The organism is Pseudomonas citronellolis (genome assembly GCF_900112375.1).
Classification (GTDB): Bacteria; Pseudomonadota; Gammaproteobacteria; order Pseudomonadales; family Pseudomonadaceae; genus Pseudomonas; species Pseudomonas citronellolis.
Map to the genome: position 1 here is coordinate 56452 of NZ_FOLS01000021.1, position 14774 is coordinate 71225.

Genomic DNA, 14774 nt, shown 5'->3' on the forward strand with positions numbered 1-14774 from the left:
ATGCTCACGGCATGACCACAAGAAGGGACTGACGCATGTTGCGATCGCTGCTGGGCCTGGTTCTCCTGCTGCTGGCCGGTTGCAGTTCCCCCGGCGCCTTCTTCGGCGCCACCGACGGCCAGGCCTTCGCGCCGCTGCGACCCGGCGACGCGCAACATGCCCTGGTCTACCTCTACCGCCCGCAGAACCAGTGGGCCGACGAGGAGCTGGAAGCCCCCGGCCTGTTCCTCAACAACGAGCTGATCGGCAGCCTGCCGAGCAACGGCTACCTGGCCCTGGAGTTCGAGCCGGGCAGCTTCAAGCTGGAAATGCGCCGGCCGCTGTTCGGCAGCTTCTGGACCTTCTTCGCCGACGGCCCGCTGGACTTCACCCGCATCGCCAGCTTCATGCTCGAAGCCAAGGCCGGCGGCGTCTACTACCTGCGCTACGACGAGGACCGCGTGCCCGCCAAGCGCAGCCACAGCGAGGGCGACGGCCCGCTGCAACTGATCGAGGCGCGCCTGGCCGAACCCGAGATCGCCCGCACCCGCCTGGTCCAGGAGCCGGCGCAGATCGCCGCCAGCGGCTACGAGGTGCGGCGCCAGCGGCGCTTCTGGGAAGGCGTCGGCAAGGCCCTGGACAAGGTCGGCATCTGAACCCTCCAGGTTATGAGCTGAACTCATAGCTCCTTGAGTTTTTATGCTTACCGGCCCGCAACGGGCCGGTGCTAAAAAATCGCGCAACGGCTCCCGACAACAACAACGAGCGATTGCGCCATGCCTTCATTCCTCCCGCTGCTTTCCCGCTTCCCGCTCGTTCCTCCTCCAACCCCGTCGCGAACCGCCTACTGAACCCGGCTGCCCCGCAGCCCTGAGCACGGACCTTCGCGGCCCGCGCCCCCGCTCGCCCTGACGATCCCACGAGGTACCCATGAAACAGCTCGATCTCTACATCGGTGAAGGCTTCGAAGGCCCCGGCGTCAACGCCGCGCACATCAACATCCTGCTCGGCCCGCGCAACGGCCCCGCCGGCCAGGCCTTCGCCAGCAGCCTGGCCTCGCCCAGCCAGGGCCACTGCCCGTTCATGGTGATCGCCCAGCCGAACCTCCCGGTCAAGCCGATGACCCTCTACGTGAACAAGGCCCCGATCGGCGGCGACCTGCACGCCAACGCCACCTGGGGCGCGTCCCAGGCCGGCATCGCCAAGGCCGTCACCGAGGCCCTGCTGGACGGCACCCTGCCGGCCGAAGCCGAGGACGAGTGGGCCATCGTCACCGCCAACTGGGTCAACCCGGCCTGCGACGACCTGGATGCCGTCTACCTGAACAACTACAACGCCTGCCGCACCGCCATCCGCGCGGCGCTGGCCTGCAAGCCCGAGCGCGCGCAGCTGGCCGACGTGGTCGGGCAGATCGCCAACCCCTTCTACACCCCCAAAGCCTGAGGTCGCCGCCATGCAATACATCCGTCTCGGCAACTCCGGCCTGCAGGTCTCCAAGCTGTGCCTGGGCACCATGAACATGGGCACCCCGGACTGGAAGCCGTGGATCTTCGACGAACAGCGCAGCGAACCGATCGTGAAGCACGCGCTGGACGCCGGGGTGAACTTCATCGACCTGGCCGACTTCTATTCCGCCGGCGTCGGCGAGGAAGTGGTGGGGCGCATCCTCAAGCGCCTGGCGCGCCGCGAGGACATCGTGGTCACCACCAAGGTCGGCTACGGCACCCGCCAGGGCATCAACGCCAGCGGCCATTCGCGCAAGCACATCATGGACAGCATCGATGCCTCCCTGGCCCGGCTGGGCATGGACTACGTCGATATCTACATGCTGCATTTCTATGACGTGAACACCCCGGTGGAAGAGGCGATGGGCGCGCTGAACGACATTGTCCGCGCCGGCAAGGCCCGCTACATCGGCGTGTCCACCATGCTCACCGGGCAGTTGGCGAAAATCCTCATGGCCTGCGAGCGCAACGGCTGGGTCAAGCCGATCAACATGCAGCTGCAGCTCAACTGCGCCTACCGCGAGGAAGAGCGCGAGATGATCCCCTTCTGCCGCGACCAGGGCCTCGGCGTCTCGGTGTTCAGCCCGCTGGCCCGCGGCCTGCTGACCGGCGATGCGCAATCCACGCGCAACCAGACCGACTTCTTCACCCAGCAGATGTACGCCGACGAAGCCTCCTTCGAGATCGCCCGCTCGGTGCAGCGCGTGGCCCAGCGCCGCGGTGTGAGCAACGCGCAGATCGCCCAGGCCTGGGTGCTCAACCACCCCGGCGTGGACTGCATGCTGGTCGGCGCCGACACCACGGCGCAGTTCGACAGCGCCCTGGCCGCCCTGGAGACGCGCCTGGACGAGGAAGAACTCTACGAGCTGGAGCGCAACTACACGCCCTGCGACGTCATCAACGACTACACCGCCGGCAAGCGCATCCTCCGCGTGGCCCGGCCGATGCGCGAGACCTTTTCGCTGACGGAGGCCGTGGCATGAGCGCACTGCTGAAAGCCGGCCACTACATCGACGGACAGTGGCACAGCGGCGGCCCCACCTACGCGGTACGCAACCCGGCCACTGGCGAGGTGGTCGCCGAAGTGCCGCGCGGCGGCGCCGAGGAAACCAACGCCGCCATCGCCGCCGCCGAGCGCGCCCTGCCGGCCTGGCGCGGGCTGCTGGCCAAGGAACGCGCGGCGCGCCTGCGCCGCTGGGCCGAACTGATGCTGGCCAGCCAGGACGAACTGGCGCGCCTGCTCAGCCGCGAACAGGGCAAGCCCCTGGCCGAGGCGAAAGGCGAGGTGGCCTACGCCGCCAGCTTCCTCGAATGGTTCGCCGAGGAAGCCAAGCGCGTGTACGGCGACGTGATCCCCTCGCCCAAGACCGATGCGCGCATCGTCGTCACCAAGCAGCCGATCGGCGTGGTGGCCGCCATCACCCCATGGAACTTCCCCCTGGCCATGGTCACCCGCAAGGTCGGCCCGGCCCTGGCGGCGGGCTGCACGCTGATCCTCAAGCCCTCGGAAGAGACGCCGCTGTCGGCCTTCGCCCTGGCCGTGCTGGCCGAGCAGGCGGGCATCCCGGCCGGCGTGTTCAACATCGTCTCCGGCGATGCCCCGGCCATCGGCGGCGCGCTGCAGGCCTCCGGCGTGGTGCGCAAGCTGTCGTTCACCGGCTCCACCCGCACCGGCAAGCTGCTGATGCGCCAGGCCGCGGACACCCTGAAGAAAGTCTCCCTGGAACTGGGCGGCAACGCGCCCTTCATCGTCTTCGCCGATGCCGACCTGGACGCCGCGGTGCGCGGCGCCATGGCCTCGAAGTTCCGCAACACCGGGCAGACCTGCGTGTGCGTCAACCGCTTCTACGTGCAGGACGAGGTGTACGAAGCCTTCACCGCCAAGCTCGCCGAAGCGGTGCGCGCGCTGCGCGTGGGCAACGCCCTGGAAGGCGACACCGAGCAGGGCCCGCTGATCAACGAAGCGGCCCTGGCCAAGGTCGAGCAGCACGTCGGCGACGCCCTGGAGAAGGGCGCCCGGCTGCTCTGCGGCGGCCAGCGCCATGCCCTGGGCGGCACCTTCTACGAGCCCACGGTGCTGGCCGAGGCGAACGCCGGGATGCTCATTGCCGGCGAGGAAACCTTCGGCCCGGTGGCCGCCTGCTTCCGCTTCCGCGACGAAGCCGAGGTGCTGCGCCTGGCCAACGACACGCCCTACGGCCTCTCCGCCTACTTCTACAGCCGCGACATCGGCCGCGTCTGGCGCATGGCCGAGGGCCTGGAGGCCGGCATGGTCGGCATCAACGAAGGGATCATCTCCACCGAGGTGGCGCCCTTCGGCGGCATCAAGGAATCCGGTCTGGGCCGCGAGGGCTCCAAGTACGGCCTCGACGACTACCTGGAGATCAAGTACCTGCTGCTCGGCGGCCTGTCCGACTGACGCCGCCCCGCACGCAGCCGCGGCCACGCCGCTAAGGAGTTCCGCCAACCGCCGCCGCCCCGACCGGTGCGGCGGTCACCCTTCCGTTCAGACAACAAGAAAAAGACTCGGAGACGATCATGTCGGGTAACACAGTCAGAATCGATGACCTGCCCATCGGCAGGTTCCACATCAAGATCGCCGGCCTCACCTTCGGCGCCCACTTCACCGACGGCTACATCCTCGGGCTGATCGGCATCGCCTTCACCCTGATCAACCCGCAGCTGAGCCTCGACCCCTTCTGGCAGGGCCTGATCGGCAGCTCGGCGCTGCTCGGCCTGTTCTTCGGCAGCCTGTTCTTCGGCTGGATTTCCGACCACCTGGGGCGGCAGAAGATATTCCTCATCAGCTTCGTGCTGATCACCCTGGCCTCGCTGCTGCAGTTCTTCGCCGAGACGGCGCTGCAACTGTTCCTCTGCCGGGTGCTGATCGGCATCGGCCTGGGCGGCGACTTCAGCGTCGGCCACGCCATGCTCGCCGAGTTCTCGCCGAAGAAGCACCGCGGCGTGCTGCTGGGCTCCTTCAGCGTGATCTGGACCTTCGGCTACGTCGCCGCCACCTTCGTCGGCACCGCCATGCTCGGCCTGGGCGACGACGCCTGGCGCTGGATGCTGGCGTCCTCGGCGATCCCCGCCGCCATGATCCTGATCGCCCGCATAGGCACCCCGGAATCGCCGCGCTGGCTGGTGCACAAGGGCCGCATCGAGGAGGCCCGGGCGATCGTGCGCAAGCACCTGGGCGCGCACGTGGTGCTCGACGACGAGATGGCCGAGGAGCACAAGGGCGGCTTCCGCCAGCTGTTCAGCGCGCAGTACCGCAAGCGCACCGCGTTCAACTGCCTGTTCTTCATCTGCATCGTCATGCCGTACTTCGCCATCTACACCTTCCTGCCGTCGATCCTGCAGAAGATGGGCCTGGCCGAGGGCTTCGGCACCGAGATGCTGCTCAACGCGCTGCTGGTGGTGGGTGCCCTGCTGGGCATCTGGTGCACGGTGAAATTCACCCGCCGCGGCTTCCTCATCGGCTCCTTCCTGATCCTCTCCGCCGCGCTCTTCCTGCTGGTGCTGCTGCCCGGCAGCCTGGCCTGGCTGATGGTGGCGACCTTCGGCCTGTTCACCCTGGTGCTCTCGGCGGTGAGCAACCTGGTCGGCGTCTACCCGGCGGAAAGCTTCCCCACCGAAGTGCGCGCCGGCGGCATCGGCCTGGCCACCGCCGCCAGCCGCCTGGGCTCGGCGCTGAGCACCTTCCTGCTGCCGGTCAGCGTGGCCGGCATCGGCCTCAACCCGACCATGGCCATCCTCGCCGGCATCCTCCTGTTCGGCGCGCTGATCTCCATGGCCTGGGCGCCGGAGACCAAGTACCTGACGCTGACCGACGCCGGCAAGGGCGAAGGCGAGGCGGGGCCGGCACAGCCGGCGGCTAAGGTGGCGGCGGTGCTCTAGCCGGCCGTGTCAGGGAGCCTGCGGTGAAGGGGCTCCCTGTTCAGGTTGGGAGGCGAAATGGCTTTTCTCCCATTCGCGATCGGGACGGTTCGGACATGGGGCGGGGATGCATGCGCTGTATGAGCTTGTGCAATAATTGAGCACCGCACGAGGTGCCTCATGACTGCAAAAGCGAAGATAGGGAAGGAAAGAAAGGGCATTCAGCCCGGAGCTTTTCCCATTGAAGTGCCTGTTACCGATCCTGAAGAGACCGGACGCTACCTGCATGTCCATCTGGACGACGAGGAAGAGCAGAAGAATCTCTATGCCGCCATTATTCGTGCCGCGGACATGAAAAGCCCGGAAATCGTGGCGGAACATATCGAGCCATACAATCATGCCATGCGGAGTTTCCAATACAGCAGCAGCCGGATTGCGAGCGCTTTGTCCGAAGCGGTGAGAGGTCATGAGCCGATGCACGTGGCGTCGCTCCAGGCGAGGGATGCGTCACGGGCTACCGATCGATTCGCAGCTTGTGGTGAGACGGTTCTGAATGTCCGACGGGCACTGGACATGCTGGAGAATCCACCGAAGGCTAACAAGGCCTTGAAGAAGATCCTCTCGCTGCGCTGACTGCTGGCGCCAAGAAGAATGAATGGATTTCATCACTGTCGACTTCGACAAGTCGGTGAACCGCAGGACGTTTGACTGCGTCTCTCCAGACCTCAACGACTACATCGTCAAATACGCCTCCCAGGATCAGAAGCGTCATCTGTCCAGGACATTCCTGGCGCTGGGAAGGGAGCGAACGCTCCTCGGATACTACACGCTGGCGAGTACGTCGGTTCGCCTTGAGGACGTGGCCGAGCAGGAGCGGAAACGGCTCCCGCGCTATCCGCTTCCGGCAGTGCTGCTGAGTCGTCTGGCGGTGGATAGGTCGTGCCAACGGCAGGGGTTGGGGCAACGACTACTCGCTGATGTATTTCGCCGCCTCTATGCAATGTCGAAGCATGCCGGTATCGCTTTCCTGGCAGTCGACGCCAAGGATGAGGCGGCGGCAAGGTACTACAAGTCGCTGGGTTTCGAATCTTCCGATATGGACCGGTTACGCCTGGTGTATCCGACAGCGCCTCTTTTTGAAGAGCTTGCCCATCAGGATTCGAGCGGCGTCCGTAAATAGATACCGCTAGGTACCTCAGACTGTTCCCGTTCATCTGGTTTGTGGTTGCTCATCAGCCCCAGCCTGTTCTGGAGGTGCCATCCGGCAACGACGGATAACGCTTCGCGTTATGCGCCCTACGGTCGGGGGATGTCCTGCTCCAGGCGCCCGGTCGAAGAGGGCCACGCCGAGGGTGCCCTCCAGGGCTGCCAGGCGCCGGGAGACGGTCGCGTGGCTTCAGGGGCTCATCAGCCCGCGGATGCGCCGGGTGAGGTCGTCCAGCTGGCGCAGGGTGCCGACGTCGTGGGCGCGTTCGTCGTCCGCCTGCGACAGGCCCAGGGCGACGTTGGCCAGGGCGTGGACCCGTGCGGGCTCCACGCCCAGCACGTGGGCGACGCGCTTGGCGGTGGCGGTGTCGTTCAGGGCTTCCTGGGCTGCGTCGAGCAACTCCTTCAGCAGTCGCTCGTCCAGCAGGTTCAGTGTGTGCTTGATAGACATGATCGGGTCCTTGCGGTGGCGATTTCCGGCGTCCGTGAGCGGGGGCGGACTCCAGCGCATGATCTTGGACCGCCATGCCTTTGGGAGGAGCGCGAAGGCCTGTGCAATTCCTCCGAGTCGGACGGGGGAGATTTCCACGCTCGTGGCGAAGCTGTCGGCAAATCCTCAAAACGGCTAGGGGTTGCTCATCAGTTCCAGCCAGTCCTGGAAGCGCTGCACCTTGGACAGGCCGCGCTTGTCGGCGGGGATGTCCAGCCAGTAGCCATAGGGGCCGAGCACTTCCACCGGGGTGATCGGCAGCAGGCTGCCGGTGGCCAGTTCGCGTTCGATCATCTGCCGGTCGATCACCGCCAGGCCGCCGCCGGCCAGGGCGGTGTGGATGACCTGGTCGAGGGTGCTGAACTCGATGCCGCTGCCGGCGTCGACGTCGTTGCGGCCCACGGCTTCCAGCCAGTTCTCCCAGACCTTCAGGCGCTTGCCTTCGTGGAGGATGTGCAGCAGCGGGTGGGCGTGCAGCTCCGGCGGGCGTTCGCCGTCGAACAGCTCCGGGCTGGCCACGGCGATGTGCCGTTCCATCACCAGCAACTGGCTGTGGCAGTGGGCGGCGGCCTCCAGGCCGAAGCGGATGCGGCAGTCCAGTTCGCCGGGGTTGTCCGCGTCCTGGGCGTTGGTCACGCTCAGGCTGATGTCCGGGTAGCGCTGCAGGAAGCTGCGCAGGCGCGGCGACAGCCAGCGCGTGCCCCAGGTCGGCGGCGCGAGGATGCGCAGGCGCTGGCGCAGGTTGGGCACGCGCACCGCCTGCAGGGCGCGCTCGATGCGGTCGAAGGCCTCGCCCAGGTGCGGCGCCAGGGCGCTGCCGGTCTCGGTGAGGGTCAGGCCGCGCGGCGTGCGCACGAACAGGCTGACGCCCAGGTAGTCCTCCAGTTGCTTGATCTGCCGGCTGACCGCGCCCTGGGTGACGTTGAGCGCCTCGGCGGCGCGGTTGAAGCTGCGGTGGTGGGCGACTTCCTCGAAGACCCGGAGCATGTTCAGGGGCGGCAGGCTGCGCATGGGGCGGCTTCCGAAAGGGCGCGCGGGGTGGCGCGCGCGGGCTGGTCGTGGTGCGCCGATTCTAGCGCCGGCGCCGGTCCTACAAACATGCGTTTTTCTCCGGTTCGCCCGGCGATTTAGTCGTTTGTGCGCGGCTCGCGCCAGGGGCTAGTTTCGGCCGCGCACAAGGTGTGGGGGGAGTGTCCGCGCCGGTGCGCCGAATAACGACAAGAACTTCGCCGAGGCTTTCCATTGTGGCCAGATTTCCCCTGCCGCGCCGCTGTGCGCACCTGCTGTTTCCCGTCCTGCTGACTTGCAGCGCCGCCGCCCTGGCGGTGCCGGTGACGGACGAACTCGACGTCGGCGGCGCCATCCGCGCGCGCTTCGACCACGACCCGGACCGCGACATCGACAAGGCCGGCTTCGACACCCTGATGCTGCGCGCCACCTATACCTCCGACAGCTGGATAGGCGCGGCGCGCTACCGCTTCTACGGCAAGCAGTACCCCTATCAGTACACCGACCACATCGGCGACGTCGCCTTCGCCGAGTACGCCTGGGTCGGCTACCGCTTCGACGCCGAGCGCCAGGTGCAGGTCGGCCTCAACCAGATTCCCTTCGGCCTGCAGCCGTTCTTCGGCAGCACCTTCTACGAGACCCTCGGCAACGTGGTGGGCCTGGAGGACGTCTCGGCGGTGGGCGCCAAGTACATCCAGCAGCAGGGCGACTGGAACCTGCAGGCGGGCCTGTACGGCCGCCCGGCCTGGCCGGGGCGCGGCACCAGCAACGGTAGCACCTACTCCACGGTGGTGACCTCGGCCGACGACTACGTGCCCGAGGGCACCCGCAACCAGGAACGGCAGATCGTGGTCGCGCGCCTGGCGCGCTCGCTGCAGCTGGGCGACTGGAAGTCCGAGGTGGGTGTGTCGGCCCTGACTTCGCGCCTGGAGAACAAGGACACCCACGACGCCGGCCGGCGCAACGCCTACGCCCTGCACTACCTGGGGCAGAACGGCCCCTGGGGCGTGCAGCTGCAGGCCGGGCGCCAGCAGATGTCGCCGCGCAACCCGGGCAGCGACGAGGTGGTCAGCTTCGGCGGCTACGACGGCACCTTCAACGTCGCCAGCCGCGGCAACCTCTATGTCGGCGACCTCAGCTACAGCTTCCCCGGCACCTTCGTCGGCGGCTGGGTGAGCGGCATGAAGGTGTACGGCAACTACAGCCGCTTCGACAAGTCGGCCAGCGGCTTCGACGCCTCCGAGCGCTTCATCCTCGGCACCTCGTTCTCGGTGCGTTCCTTCTACATCGCCGTGGAATGGCTCAACGGCCGCAACGACCCCTACATCGGCGGCAGCAGCTACACCGACAGCCTGGCCCAGGGCGGCACCGACCACTGGGAAAATCAGCTCTACGCCAACGTCGGTTATTACTTCTGAGTGAGCCTCGGCGGCGGCCCTGGTGACTCCGGGGCCACTGCCATACTCCAATGCGCATGCCGCGTCCAACGGGGGCGCGAGGGGAGGGCCAGCGATGAAGCGCAAGATCCCGGCGCTCAATGCACTCAAGGCGTTCGAGGTGGCCGGCAGCACCGGCAGCTTCACCCGCGCCGCCGAACTGCTCAACGTCACCCAGAGCGCGGTCAGCCGCCAGGTGCGCCAGCTGGAGGAGCAGCTCGGCGAGCCGCTGCTGCAGCGCCGCCACCACCACCTGCAACTGACCGACGCCGGGCGCATGCTGCTGCGCGCGCTGCAGCAGTCGTTCGACCGTATCGAGTTGACGGTGCGCGGCATCCAGCAGCGCCAGCACCTCAACCGCCTGCGCCTGAACGCCCCGCCGACCTTCGCCAGCCGCTGGCTGCTGCCGCGCCTGGGGCGCCTGCGCGAGGCCCATCCGGGACTGGAGGTGACCCTCACCACGCACCTGCAGGACAGCCTGGCCGAGACCGGCACCCTGGACTGCGCCATTCGCTTCGGCAACGGCGAGTGGGAGGGCCTGGACAGTTCGCTGCTGATGCACGAGAAGCACATCGCCGTATGCGCGCCGGGCCTGCTGGCGCAGCGCGAGGAGCCGGAGCAGGGGATGCCGCTGAACGGCATGACCCTGTTGCACGTGCTGGCCCGCGACGACCAGCGCTACCTGACCTGGCGCCACTGGCTGGACGCGGCGAAGATCCAGGGCGTCGACCTGCAGGGCGGCTACGAGTTCGACCTGCTGGACATGGCCATCCGCGCCGCCATCGACGGCCTGGGCGTGACCATGGCCGACCGCCAGATGGTGGCCCGCGAGCTGGTGGCCGGGCAGTTGGTGCAACTGCTCGACGTACAGGTGGACGGCCACCAGTCCTACTGGTGGGTGAGCCGCCCGGGGCAGGAGCTGCCGGAGCACGTGGAGCGCTTCCGCGACTGGCTGCTGGAAGAGGTGCGCCTGGCCGAGCGCAGCCTGGACAACGCCGCGCACATCGTCAGCCCGCGCTGAAACGTCGCCGGGTAACATGCGAAAAACGCAGGTTACCCGGTGTTATTAATCGTTTGTCCGGCCTGCCGCGCCTGTCGAAACTTGGCCATCCAAGAACGACAAGAGTGTTTCCCATGCCTGCCCGCACCCGCCTGCCGGCGCGGCCTAGCGCCCGCCCCGCGTCGCTCCTGTCGTTCCTCCGCCACCGCGCTGCTTGAACCACAGGAATGCCCATGCGTACTGACCAGAACTTCATCGACGGCCGTTTCCGCGACGGCTCCGTGGCCGCCCGCATCGCCGTGTCCGACCCGGCCACCGAGGCCTGCATCGCCGAGGTGCCGGCCGCCAGCGAGGCCGAGGTGCGCCAGGCCGTGGAAGCCGCGCAACGCGCCCAGCGCGACTGGGCGAAGCTGCCGGCCATCGAGCGCGGCGAATACCTGCGGCGCTTCGCCGAGGCCATCGAGCGCAACGCCGCGCGCATCGGCGAGGCGCTGGCCCGCGAGTCCGGCAAGAGCCTGCAGGACGCCACCAACGAGGCCGTCTACGCCGCGCAGATCACCCGCTACCACGCCGAATGGGCGCGGCGCATCGAGGGCGAGGTGATCCCCAGCGACTCCCGCGACGAGACCATCCTGCTGCAGCGCGAGCCGATCGGCGTGGTGGCCTGCCTGATCCCCTTCAACTACCCGGTCTACACCCTGCTGCGCAAGGTCGCCCCGGCGCTGATCACCGGCAACACGGTGGTGGTGCGGCCGAGCAACAACACTCCGACCTCGGCCTTCGAGATCGCCCGCGCCGCCGCCGAGGCCGAGCTGCCGGCCGGCGTGTTCAACGTGCTGACCATGGTCCACGAGGTCGCCGCCACGCTCTGCCAGCACCCGGCGGTGGGCATGATCACCCTGACCGGCAGCGTCGGCGCCGGGCGCACCGTGCTCGACTACTGCAAGGCGAACATCGCCAAGCCGTCGCTGGAGCTGGGCGGCAAGACCCCGGCGATCATCGAGGCCGACGCCGACCTGGAGCAGGCCGCCAGCGCCATCGCCGCCTCCAAGACCACCCACTGCGGCCAGCTGTGCACCGCCATCGAGCGCGTGTACGTGCAGGCCAGCGTGCACGATCGCTTCCTCGCCCTGCTGCGCGAGAAGCTCGCCGCGGTGCGCAGCGGCGACCGCGGCGAGGACCCGAGCCGCATGGGCCCACTGGTAAACGAACGTTCGCGCCAGGAAATCCATGCCAAGGTGCAACGCGCCCTGGCCGAAGGTGCCCGGCTGGAATGCGGCGGCGTGCTGCCGGAAGGGCCGGGGCACTTCTACCCGGCGACCCTGCTGAGCAATTGCCGCCAGGACATGGAGATCGTCCAGGAGGAAATCTTCGGCCCGGTGCTGCCGGTGCTGCGCTACGAGACCCTCGACGAAGCCCTGGCCATGGCCAACGACCATCAGTTCGGCCTGTCCTCGGTGCTCTACAGCGAGAACTACCGCACGACGATGAAGGTGGCCAACGCCATCGAGGCCGGCGAGCTGTACGTCAACCGCACCCCCGCCGACCCCTACCAGGGCTTCCACGCCGGCTGGAAGCGTTCGGGCCTGGGCGGCGACGACGGCAAGCACGGGATGCTGGAGTTCACCCAGACCCGCCTGGTGGTCCTGAAGTACTGACGAGCCGCGCCGGGCGCCTGCCTGCGCCCGGCGCGCGCCGCGCTTTTCCGACAACCCGCCGGTGCCCGCGCCGGCCACGAGACGCATGATGAAAAAAACAATAAGTGCAGAGGCCATGCCCATGGCCGTTCCGTCCAGCGCCAACCTGTCGCGCTACCTGCAACTGGCGTTGCTGGTGCTCGCCGCTGGTGCCATCTACCCCATGCTCTACCTGCGCCAGGTGTACCAGAGCACCATGCTCGAGGCCCTGGCCATCAGCAACAGCGAGCTGGGCTACCTGTATTCCATCCTCGGCAGCGCCTTCCTGGTCAGCTACCTGCCCAGCGGCTGGCTGGCCGACCGCATCTCGCCGCGCTACCTGATCAGCTTCTCGCTGCTGGGCACCGGCGTGCTGGGCCTGTGGTACGCGCAGCTGCCCGGCTTCCAGGCGCTGCTGGCGATCTTCTGCGGCTTCGGCATCACCACCGGGCTGACCTTCTGGGCCTCGCTGATCAAGCGGGTGAACATGCTCGCCGGCGAGGCCGAGCAGGGCCGCTTCTTCGGCGTGCTCGACGGCGGCCGCGGGCTGGTGGAGGCGCTGCTGGCCACCGTGGCCATCGCGCTGTTCGCCTACGTCACCCAGACCCGCGGCGAGCGCAACGCCGAGGGCCTGCAACTGGTCATCCACCTCTACGCCGCCTGCTGCATCGTCCTCGGCGTGGTGCTGATGATGCTGCGCGACCCGCAAGGCGCGCACGGCGAGCGCGCCGCCTCGGGCAAGGGCAACCTGCTGGAAGACCTGCGCACCCTGGCGCGCATCCCCGAGCTGTGGCTGGTGACCGCCATCGTGTTCTGCGGCTATCACTTCTTCTGGGCCACCTACAGCTTCTCGGCCTACCTGCAGGAAGGCGGCTTCGGCCTCAGCGCGACCATGGCCGGGCTGATCACCACCATCAAGCTGTGGATGCGCCCGGTGGGCGGCATCGGCGGCGGCTGGCTGGGCGACCGCTTCTCCAAGACCGGGGTACTGACCTGGGCCATGCTGCTCTCGGCCCTGGGCATGCTCGGCCTGGTGCTGCTGCCGAGCTTGCACGTGCTGAGTGTGCTGGTGTTCCTGGTGATCTTCATCGGCCTGATGACCTACGCCATCCGCGGCCTGTACTGGGCCATCCTCGACGACTGCCACATCCCGCTGCGCGTCACCGGCCTGGCCATCGGCATCATTTCCCTGGTCGGCTACTCGCCGGACGTCTTCCTGCCGCTGCTCAACGGCTGGATCACCGACCGCTTCCCCGGCTTCGTCGGCTACCAGATCTATTTCTCCTACGTCGTGGCGGTAGGCCTGCTGGGCGTGGTCGCCACCCTGATCCTGAAGAAACGCATCGACAAGAGAGCGCGCCAAGCATGAAAGTCGTCTCCCTGCAGACCCACGTGGTCGCCGTCCCGCCGCCGCACATCGGCGGCATGTACTGGCTGTTCGTGACCCTCAAGACCGACTGCGGCATCGAGGGCGTCGGCGAGATCTACGCCGCCACCTTCCACCCCAGCGCGATGGTCCCGGTGATCGAGGACGTGTTCCAGCGCTACCTGCTGGACCAGGACCCGCACCACATCGAGCGCTTCTTCCGCCGCGCCTATTCCAGCGGCTTCACCCAGCGCCCCGACCTGACCATGATGGGCGTGGTCAGCGGCCTGGAGATGGCCTGCTGGGACATCGTCGGCAAGGCGGCGAACAAGCCGGTGTACGAGCTGCTCGGCGGCAAGGTCCACGAGCGCCTGCGCTCCTACACCTACCTGTACCCGAAGAACGCCCGGGGCGAGTACGACTACTCCGACCCGGACCTGGCCGCCGAATGCGCGGTGCACAACATGAACCTCGGCTTCAGCGCGCTGAAGTTCGACCCGGCCGGGCCCTACACCGCGTTCTCCGGCCACCAGCTGTCGCTGGAAGTGCTGGAGCGCTGCGAGACCTTCTGCCGCAAGATCCGCGAAGCGGTGGGCAGCAAGTGCGACCTGCTGTTCGGCACCCACGGGCAGATGGTGCCGTCCTCGGCCATCCGCCTGGCCAGGCGCCTGGAGAAGTACGACCCGCTGTGGTTCGAGGAACCCATCCCGCCGGGCCAGGAAGAGGCCATGGGCCAGGTCGCGGCCAAGACCAGCATCCCCATCGCCACCGGCGAGCGGCTGACCACCAAGTACGAGTTCTTCCGCCTGCTGCAGGCCGGCGGCGCGTCCATCCTGCAGATGAACGTGGGGCGCTGCGGCGGCCTGCTCGAAGGCAAGAAGATCGCCTCCATGGCCGAGGCCTTCTACGCGCAGATCGCCCCGCACCTGTACAACGGCCCGATCGGCGCGGCGGCCAGCTTCCAGCTGGCGACCTGCACGCCGAACTTCCTGATCCAGGAAAGCATCGGCACCTGGGACGGCTTCCACGCCGAAATCCTCAAGAAACCGCTGCACTGGGAAGACGGCTACATCATCCCCTCCAGCGAGCCCGGCCTGGGCGTGGAGCTGGACATGGACGTGGTGCGCCGGCATTCCCCCTACACCGGCGAGCGCCTGCACCTGCAGATGGGCCCGGACCCGGTCGACGTCAAGGACAACGCCCCGGCCAAGGGCTGACACCCGCGCCCG

Annotated in this window: 14 protein-coding genes; 12 read left to right on the forward strand and 2 right to left on the reverse strand. The window is 67.7% G+C overall.

Annotation, left to right across the window (positions count from 1 at the left end; genetic code table 11):
- Positions 1 to 35: 35 nt before the first annotated feature.
- From BM060_RS19790 to BM060_RS19820, 7 genes are all read left to right on the forward strand, one after another.
- Positions 36 to 635: a DUF2846 domain-containing protein gene (locus BM060_RS19790; protein ID WP_074982212.1), complete on the forward strand. Its 600-nt coding sequence runs from the start codon at positions 36 to 38 to the stop codon at positions 633 to 635.
- 274 nt (positions 636 to 909) lie between these two features.
- The gene (fae, locus tag BM060_RS19795) at positions 910 to 1422 is read left to right on the forward strand and encodes a formaldehyde-activating enzyme (protein WP_043273324.1); all 513 of its coding nucleotides are present in this window, start codon (positions 910 to 912) and stop codon (positions 1420 to 1422) included.
- Positions 1423 to 1432: 10 nt separating this feature from the next.
- The gene (locus BM060_RS19800; protein ID WP_074982214.1) at positions 1433 to 2467 is read left to right on the forward strand and encodes an aldo/keto reductase; all 1035 of its coding nucleotides are present in this window, start codon (positions 1433 to 1435) and stop codon (positions 2465 to 2467) included.
- The gene (locus tag BM060_RS19805) at positions 2464 to 3903 is read left to right on the forward strand and encodes an NAD-dependent succinate-semialdehyde dehydrogenase (protein ID WP_074982216.1); all 1440 of its coding nucleotides are present in this window, start codon (positions 2464 to 2466) and stop codon (positions 3901 to 3903) included. The genes BM060_RS19800 and BM060_RS19805 overlap by 4 nt, the downstream gene beginning before the upstream one ends.
- Before the next feature lie 119 nt (positions 3904 to 4022).
- On the forward strand, positions 4023 to 5384 hold the full coding sequence (locus tag BM060_RS19810) for an MFS transporter (protein WP_074982218.1): 1362 nt from the start codon (positions 4023 to 4025) through the stop codon (positions 5382 to 5384).
- Positions 5385 to 5543: 159 nt separating this feature from the next.
- Complete coding sequence (locus BM060_RS19815; protein ID WP_074982221.1) at positions 5544 to 5996, forward strand: hypothetical protein; 453 nt, start codon at positions 5544 to 5546, stop codon at positions 5994 to 5996.
- A gap of 22 nt (positions 5997 to 6018) precedes the next feature.
- On the forward strand, positions 6019 to 6543 hold the full coding sequence (locus BM060_RS19820) for a GNAT family N-acetyltransferase (RefSeq protein ID WP_074982223.1): 525 nt from the start codon (positions 6019 to 6021) through the stop codon (positions 6541 to 6543).
- A gap of 216 nt (positions 6544 to 6759) precedes the next feature.
- On the opposite strand, the gene BM060_RS19825 is transcribed toward BM060_RS19820, so the two are convergent.
- Positions 6760 to 7020 (reverse strand): hypothetical protein, encoded by a 261-nt coding sequence (locus tag BM060_RS19825; RefSeq protein ID WP_009615762.1) that lies wholly within the window; start codon positions 7018 to 7020, stop codon positions 6760 to 6762.
- A 174-nt stretch (positions 7021 to 7194) separates the two neighbouring features.
- A complete protein-coding gene (locus tag BM060_RS19830) occupies positions 7195 to 8070 on the reverse strand; it encodes a LysR substrate-binding domain-containing protein (protein ID WP_074982225.1) in 876 nt (291 codons plus the stop codon).
- A gap of 233 nt (positions 8071 to 8303) precedes the next feature.
- Here BM060_RS19830 and BM060_RS19835 point away from each other — a divergent pair, with 233 nt between their 5' ends.
- From BM060_RS19835 to BM060_RS19855, 5 genes are all read left to right on the forward strand, one after another.
- Positions 8304 to 9485 (forward strand): putative porin, encoded by a 1182-nt coding sequence (locus BM060_RS19835; protein ID WP_009615766.1) that lies wholly within the window; start codon positions 8304 to 8306, stop codon positions 9483 to 9485.
- A gap of 94 nt (positions 9486 to 9579) precedes the next feature.
- Positions 9580 to 10524, forward strand: a complete 945-nt coding sequence (locus BM060_RS19840; protein ID WP_043273317.1) for a LysR substrate-binding domain-containing protein — start codon at positions 9580 to 9582, stop codon at positions 10522 to 10524.
- Positions 10525 to 10736: 212 nt separating this feature from the next.
- Entirely contained in the window at positions 10737 to 12161 is a 1425-nt protein-coding gene (aldA, locus tag BM060_RS19845; RefSeq protein WP_074982227.1) for an aldehyde dehydrogenase, read from the forward strand.
- Positions 12162 to 12249: 88 nt separating this feature from the next.
- A complete protein-coding gene (locus tag BM060_RS19850) occupies positions 12250 to 13548 on the forward strand; it encodes an MFS transporter (RefSeq protein ID WP_245323010.1) in 1299 nt (432 codons plus the stop codon).
- Positions 13545 to 14762 carry a mandelate racemase/muconate lactonizing enzyme family protein gene (locus tag BM060_RS19855; protein WP_074982231.1) on the forward strand — a complete coding sequence of 406 codons (1218 nt, stop codon included), beginning with the start codon at positions 13545 to 13547 and terminating at the stop codon, positions 14760 to 14762. Before BM060_RS19850 ends, BM060_RS19855 begins: the two co-directional genes overlap by 4 nt.
- Positions 14763 to 14774 lie beyond the last annotated feature (12 nt).